Source organism: Kitasatospora sp. NPDC127067 (assembly GCF_042724755.1).
Classification (GTDB): Bacteria; Actinomycetota; Actinomycetes; order Streptomycetales; family Streptomycetaceae; genus Kitasatospora; species Kitasatospora lactacystinica.
The window spans coordinates 55,409-62,546 of the sequence record NZ_JBHXEM010000042.1 but is presented as its reverse complement, the minus strand read 5'-3'; the positions used below and the strand labels follow the sequence as shown (position 1 = coordinate 62,546).

Annotated in this window: 5 protein-coding genes; 1 reads left to right on the top strand and 4 read right to left on the bottom strand. The window is 74.5% G+C overall.

Annotated features, from left to right (window positions below; all coding sequences use genetic code 11):
- The 4 genes from ACFWJ4_RS18895 to ACFWJ4_RS18880 all read right to left on the bottom strand — a co-directional run.
- Window positions 1-329, bottom strand: a 329-nt coding sequence (locus ACFWJ4_RS18895) for an AAA family ATPase (protein WP_380545293.1), incomplete at its 3' end; no start/stop codon positions are given.
- Between the two features lie 50 nt (window positions 330-379).
- A complete protein-coding gene (locus ACFWJ4_RS18890) occupies window positions 380-4,033 on the bottom strand; it encodes a WGR and DUF4132 domain-containing protein (protein WP_380545291.1) in 3,654 nt (1,217 codons plus the stop codon).
- A 134-nt stretch (window positions 4,034-4,167) separates the two neighbouring features.
- Entirely contained in the window at window positions 4,168-4,779 is a 612-nt protein-coding gene (locus ACFWJ4_RS18885; RefSeq protein WP_380545290.1) for a helix-turn-helix domain-containing protein, read from the bottom strand.
- Window positions 4,776-6,275, bottom strand: a complete 1,500-nt coding sequence (locus tag ACFWJ4_RS18880; protein ID WP_380545288.1) for an MFS transporter — start codon at window positions 6,273-6,275, stop codon at window positions 4,776-4,778. Before ACFWJ4_RS18880 ends, ACFWJ4_RS18885 begins: the two co-directional genes overlap by 4 nt.
- A gap of 316 nt (window positions 6,276-6,591) precedes the next feature.
- Between ACFWJ4_RS18880 and ACFWJ4_RS18875 the strand changes: the two genes are divergently transcribed.
- Window positions 6,592-6,996 carry a hypothetical protein gene (locus ACFWJ4_RS18875; protein ID WP_380545286.1) on the top strand — a complete coding sequence of 135 codons (405 nt, stop codon included), beginning with the start codon at window positions 6,592-6,594 and terminating at the stop codon, window positions 6,994-6,996.
- Window positions 6,997-7,138: the final 142 nt, after the last annotated feature.

Sequence of the window (7,138 nt, the reverse complement as noted above, 5' to 3'; positions counted from 1 at the left end):
TGTACGGTCAGCCGGGAGGTACCGCTGACCGCCGCCGCGATCAGCTCCGACAGCAGCGACTTGGCGGTGCCCGGCTCACCGACCAGCAGCAGGCCGCGGTTGGTGGCCAGGGTCACCAGGGCGCGCTCGACCAGCGCCGGATCGCCGACGAACTTGCGGTCGATGCCGGCCGCCCCGTCGCCGACGATGAACCGGCGGGCGGCGCGCAGGCTCAGCTCCCAGCCCGGCGGGCGCGGGTCGCGGTCCTCGGCGCGCAGCGCCGCCAGTTCCTCGGCGTACCGGATCTCGGCGGGCGGCCGCTGGAGCTGTTCCTCGGCGGTGGTGGTCATGGCGGCTCTCCCGGGGTGGTTCGCGTGGCTGTCGGCGAGGTGGTGCGCCGTCACGGCGTGGTCGGCTCGGTCAGCTCGGTGAGGTCGGCGATCACCTCGGAGGCGATCACCGGGTCGAGCTCGGCGAAGGTCGGCAAGGTGCGGTTGTGGGTCCAGTAGTCGCCCGGGCGGGTGTCGAGCCACACCGTCTCCACCTGCTGCTCGGGATACACGTCGTGCATGCCGACCGCGATGCCGTGCTCCGGTGCGAGGACCACGTAGCGGTCCGGCCCGACCCGGCGGGACAGCCAGCGCTCCACGCCCGCGTCCTGCGGCTCGCCGCGCTGCCAGCCGCGCCGCTCCATTCCGACCAGCCGGGTGGTGGGCAGCACCGGACCGTTCTCGAAGCGGGTCAGGCGGTGGCCGGCCCGCTCCTCGTCGCTCAGCGCGTACACCGGGCGGCCGAGCTGACGGAACGGCTGCAGGATCTCGTAGTCGGCGAACAGCTCCGACCACGCCGCGAGCTCCGCACCGAGCAGCAGCGGGTGGGCCAGCCGGACGGTGGCCCCGGCGGGCAGCACGAACACCTCGTCCGCGACGTCCGCCAGGGTGCGGTCCTCGGCGACCCGGAACGCCGTCACCGTGCCGTCCGTCTCGGACAGCCACACCAGCCGGCGTACCAGGTGCCACAGCAGCGGATGCCCGACGAACAGCTGGTCGAACTCCTCCGCCGTCCACGACCGCCGGGTGATCATCGCCTCCTCCAGCCGGCGGATCTGGTCCCCCGCCACCGTGCGGACGTCCTTCTTCAGCGCGGCGAAACGCTTGCGCTCGGCAGGCGCCAGCTCGGCGTCGTCCCTCACCCCGGGGACCGGCAGGTCCTTGCGGCGGGCGCCGTCCGCGTCACGAACGTACGGCTTGAGCTGCTCGTCGAAGCCCACGGTGAACGTCCGGCTGCCGTAGTCGACGACGGTGGTGCCGTCGGCGTCCAGCCCGAAGTCCGGCACCAGACGGTCCGACAGCTGCTCCCCGGACAGGCCGAGCCCGGCCGCCACCTCGGCGATCTTCTCCTGCGCCCGCGCCTTGAGCGCCTTGAACTTCACCCGCTGCGCGATGCCGTGCAGGTGCAGCAGGGCCACGTCGCTGCCGATGGCGGCCAGCGCTTCCAGGCCGTCCACCGCACGGTGGTGCGCCCCCTCGCCCGGCCACGCCCGGAGCACCGGCGTCAGCCGGCGGACCGTCCCGTCGTCACCGAACCGGCCGAGCGCGTGCAGCGCCCACCCGTCCTGGGACGGCATGCCGGCCATCCGCCACTGCTCGAACACCGCCCAGCAGAACTCCGCCAACGACCGCGGCTCGCACACCTCCGCCACCTGGTCGAGGCCCGGGTAGAACGCCCCGGGCTTCGACAGCGCGAGCATGGTGAGCACGTGCCGCACCGTCTCGACGGGCAGCGCGCCCTCGCCGCCGCGCACCAGCAGCTGCGGCAGCATCATCGGCTCCGCCCAGTCGCCGAGCTGGGGCAGCTTCGCCGGCAGCAGGTTCACCAGCGGGTCGGCCGACAGCAGCGCGCCCACCACCTCCTGCGCCTGCGGCCCGTACTCGCCGGCCACCGCGCGCACCGCCGGGGCGCCGTGCGCGGCGGCGATCAGCCGCAGGGCGTGCTCGGCGTTGCGCCGGGCCGCTCCGGCCTTCCCGACCGCGGCCGGAACCAGCAGCCGGGCCGCGTCCAGGCCGTGCCGGGCGAACCAGGAACGGGCGGTGTCCCCGGCCGACTTGAGACGCACCAGCCAGTCCGCCATCGTCTCGGCCACCCGGACGTCCAGGTACGGCAGCAGCAGCGCCGCGTGCGCGGCCGGGTTCTGCAGCGCGGCGGCCCGTATCGGCCCGAGCGCGTCCGGCCCGAAGCGGGCGGCGACCCGGCGCAGCGCGCCCGTGGCGTCCCAGATGTACTCCTCGCCCCGCCACTGCGCGATCAGCGGACGGCCCAGCTGCTCGTCGCCGTACGCGAACAGCGCCAGTTCCTCGTGCCGGTTGGAGCGGTGCCGCGCGGCGCCGGACGGCCCGTCCGCGGCCCGCATCGTGCCGGCGATCCGCTGCCAGTCGGCGTCCGACCAGTTCGCGTACCAGGACTCGGAGACCGCCCACGCCTCCCGCTCACCCGGCAGCCACCGCAGCCGCGTCTCCTGCGGCGCGGTGAGGCCGGTCAGCACGCGGGGCCTGGCCGTGGAGCGCGGCCGGGTCCACGGCGGGCTGGTGAACAGCTCCGGCAGCGAACCGGCCGGGACGTCCGGCACCCGGTCGCCGAGATCGGTGAGCGGCCCGACCACGGCTGCCTGCTCCGGCGTCAGCTCCGGCAGCAGCTCGATCGCGGTCGCGCGGTGGGCGGCGACGTGGGCGGTGAGGAGCTGACGGGCGAGCCGCTGCGCGGCCGGATCGGTGGACGCCGCCGCGGCCTCCGCGAGCAGGCGCAGCGCACGCCGGGGGAAGCGGCGCATGGCCGCCACCAGGGCTCCACGGGCCGCCTTGCCGTTCTCCTGATGGGCCAGCAGCCCCCGAAAGCCCTGGTCGGAGGGAAGCTCGGCGATCGCGTTCAGCAGGTGCTTCTGCTTGTCGCTGTAGAGGTGGTTGTTGGCCAGGGCGTGCAGCAGCAGCGGTGCGGCGCCGCCCTTGAGACCCTCCGCCACGGTCGCGATGATCTCGGTGGACCAGCTGTTCCAGCCCAGGTTCGGCAGTTGGGGGAGCTTCTCCAGCGGCTCGGCCGAGGAGAGCGAGCACAGCAGCATCGACCACTCGGCCGAGTCCAGCCGCGCGCCCGACGTCACGCACTCCTCGGCCCAGTCGGACTCGGACGGCACCAGGTACGCCGCCGCCACCAGGCGGGACAGGTCGGTCCGGCATCCGGACAGGGCCTCGACCGCCGTGCGGTGGGTCTCCTCGTCGCACGCCGCCAGCAGCGACCGGACACGATCCGCGGCGGGGCGGTACGCCGCCACCGTCCGGACGGCCGCGCGCCGGACGCGCGGGTTCAGGGCGCGTGAGCCGTTCCAATCGGTCTTGACGGCGACCGTGAACAGCTCGACGGTGGCCCTGGCCGCGAACGGCAGGCCGAACTCCGCCACCCAGGCGTCGACGGCCGTCCGGACCTTGTTGTCCGCGGAGACCGCGAACACCGCGGCCAGCACCGCCGCGCCGACCGGGTTCCGGCTGCCGGACCGGTGAGCGCGGGCGGCCGCCACCAGGTCCGCGTCGCTGCGGTCCGAGGTGAGCGCCTGCTCCAGCCAGTCGTCCATCAGCCTCAGCGAGGCGTCGTACCCGTCCACGGCGTTCTTCACCGCGGCGGCCGGCGGGCGGGAGATGCCGCCCCGGCGGGGGACCAGCGCCCTCCGCCAGGCCTCCGGCAGGACGAAGGCGTCCTCGTCGACCGGGGCGTCCGGGGCGTCCGGCAGCTCGGGGGCGGCGGCCGGCGGGGTCGGCGCGACGGGCCGGGGGACGGGCGGGGGGACGGGCGTCGCGCCGGCCGTGGTCTCGCGGTAGCCCTTGCGCTCCTTCTCGGCGACCGTCCTGGCGAAGTGCGCCTGCGCGGCCTCCGCGGTCGGGAACTCCTTGCTCTGCTCCCGCCCGGCGGTGCCGGACCGGCCGTAGCGCACGGTCACCGCGGCACCGTCGACCGCGGCCTCCCAGAACTTGTCCGAGCCGCCCTCGACGAACTCCCAGCGCCGCACAGCTCCGCCCCTCTCCTCGACACGTTTGATCAGGGGAGGAACAGTAGCGAGGCCCACCGACAGGCCGACCGCCGGACCGCCTGTCACGGCGGCCCGGCAGGCCGCCCGCGGCGGGGTTCGGAGCGGCGGACGGTCTACCGGGCGGGCCGGCTCGCGGCCAGCAGGTCGTGCAGGAGGGGGAGCAGGTCCTCGGAGTCGGCCTCGGCGAGCTCGCCGAACGCGCCGCTCGTGCGGGCCAGGACGATCCCGGCGAAGGCCGCCGCCGCCAGTTCGGCCCGCAGCCGCGGCCGGTCGGCCCGTTCGGCGGTGAAGCGGTCCTGCAGCGGCTGCACGAGCCGCTCGTGGAGGTAGGTGCGCGCTGCCCGCTGCACCTCGGTGTTGTCGCCGGGCAGCACCGCGGCCTGGAAGGTCGGGCCGGGGCCGCGCCGGGAGAAGCGTTCCAGCAGGCCGCGCAGCCGGTCCTCCTCCAGGAGGTCGGCCGGTGCCGTGTCGCCCAGCTCCATCTGGACGGCGGCCAGGTAGAGCTGCGTCTTCCCGCCGAAGTACCGGGCGATCAGCGCCGGGTCGACGCCGGCCCGGTCGCCGATCTCCCGGATGGTGGTGCGTTCGAATCCACGCTCGGCGAAGAGTTCCGTCGCCGCCCGGATCAGGAGTTCCCGGCTGCGGGCGGCGTCGCGGCGCCGGGGTGCCGCGGGCTCCGGTCCGTTGCCGGCCTCGGGGGTGGCGTCGGGGGTGGCGTCGGTCACCGCTCCGCCCCGGCCCGCAGGACGGTTGCCTCGCTCCCGCCGACAACCATGTCGTCGATGCTCTCTTCCACGATCAGCCCCTCGTTCGCGCGCGCACCCCTCCGGGAGCCGGTCGCGGCACCGAGCCGCGGCAGGACGATCGTAGCCAGGCCGATCACCACCCACACCACGCAGCCGATCAGCGCCGCGTCCCGGTAGCCGCTGTCGGTGGGCAGCTGCCGTCCCGGCGCGGTGTGCGCCTGGAGCACGGCGCCGCACAGCGCGCTGCCGGTGGAGTAGCCGACGTAGCGCAGCACCTGGTTGAAGCTGACCGAACTGCCGACCTCGTGGGCCGGCACCGCGTTGACGATCAGCCCGGGCATCACGGCGAAGGTGCAGCCGACGCCGAGTCCGGCGATCCCCATCACCACCATGAGTTCCCACAGGTGGTCGCGGGCGGACAGGAAGAGCAGCACCGACACCAGCGAGACCGCGCAGCCCAGCGGGAGCACCAGGGCGGAGGAGGTGCGCCGGGCGAGCCCGGGGACCACCTTGCTGGACAGCAGGCTGGCCGCCGAGAACGGCAGCAGGACGAGGCCGGCGACCACGACCGAGGCGCCGAGGCCGTAGCCGGCGGAGGTCGGGGTCTGGACGTAGCGGATCACCAGTGACATCAGCAGGTACATCCCGACGCCCGCGACCAGGCCGGCCACGTCCGCGGTCAGGACGACGGGGTTGCGCAGCGCGCGCAGGTCGACCAGCGGGTGGGCGGTGCGCAGCTCGTGCCACAGCCAGCCGGCCAGCAGCAGGAGGGAGAGGACCGCCACCGTCCGCAGCCGGGCGCTGTCCCAGCCCCAGGTCTCGCCCTCGCTGAGCACGAGCAGGAGGCCCACCAGGGCCAGGCCGAGCAGCACCGCGCCGGGCACGTCCAGCGGGCGCCTCTCGCGGTCCGTGGTCGGGGGCAGCACCAGGGCGGCCAGCAGCAGGGCCAGGGCGCTGATCACGGCGCCGAACCAGAAGCCCGCGTGGATGCCGAAGGATTCGGCGATCAGGCCGGTGATCGGGTAGCCGAGGCCGACGCCGGCGACGGTGGTGATGGACAGGAGCGCGACCGCCGAGCGGGAGGCCGCGGGGCCGAGGCTGTCCCGTGCGGTGGCGATGGCCAGCGGGGTGAGTCCGAGCCCGACCCCCTGCAGCGCGCGCCCTGCGACCAGCCAGCCGAAGCCGAGCGGCAGCGCGGCCAGCACGCTGCCGAGCACCACCACGGCGGCGGCGGTGAGGGTGACCGTACGGCGGTGCGGTCCGTCGCCCAGACGGCCGAGCACCGGGGTGGTGACCGCTCCGACCAGCATGGTGATGGTCAGGGACCACTGGGCCTCGGAGAGCGAGACGTGGTCGACGGCCGCGATGGTGGGGATCATCGGCGCGCCGAGACTGCTGATCACCGCCACCACAGCGCTGAGGAACACCAGGACGGGCACCAGCGCCCGCTCACGGCGCGTCGACAGGGTCTCCATCGGCGTGTCCTTTTCGTCGGAGATCGAGTGGTCGAACCGGGGGCTGGAGGCCCCCGGAACCCAGCCGTGTCCGATGGGAGGTGCCACCCGTTGTCATCATGCGATGTCATCACATGATGACATACTCGGGCCGTCGAACCTTCACGTCGCCGGAGCGGCGGCGGACGGCGCGGACACAGCGGCGGCGCGGATCGGCGGACGTTCCCGGTGGTCCTGATCAGCGCCGGCCCGAAGGGCGGGAAGGGACCGTCGTCCGGCCGGAAGGCGCGTGGGACGATTCCACCCGAGACACGGAAGTCCGTGGACTGGGGGCGAAGTGGGCGAGCTGGTCATCATCGTGGAATCGCCCGCCGGGGTGCGTTCCGAGCAGGTGTCCGCCCGGCTGGATCAGCTGCTGTCGGGGCTGTCCCTCGCGGAGTTCGGCTCGTCGGCCTCCGTCGAGACGGAGTGCAACGACGCGGACGGGCAGCCCGAGCGGGCCGTCGATCCGGTCTCCCTGGTGGCGGGCGTGACCGTGTTCCTCACGGGCCTGACGCTCACCGCCGCCGCCGCCCGCAGGCTCATCGACGAGATGACCAGGATCTTCCGGTCGCTGGACGAGGCCAAGCACGCCTGGCTGGTGCTGCGCGGCGGGCGGGTGGACCTCAGGGCGGTCGAACCGGCCGACGTCCCGACCGAGGCGGTCCTGGGGACCGCCGCCGAGGAGGACCCCTCCTCCTGACCCCGGTCGGGTGCGGGGAAGGACGGCCTGCGCACGGTCCCGCCGGTGGCGGGACGAGCCTGGCCACGACGAGCACCCACAAAAAACCCACCAACGGCCCACCCGCCCCAAGAACGGGCAGCCACACCACCCGGCGCGGCCC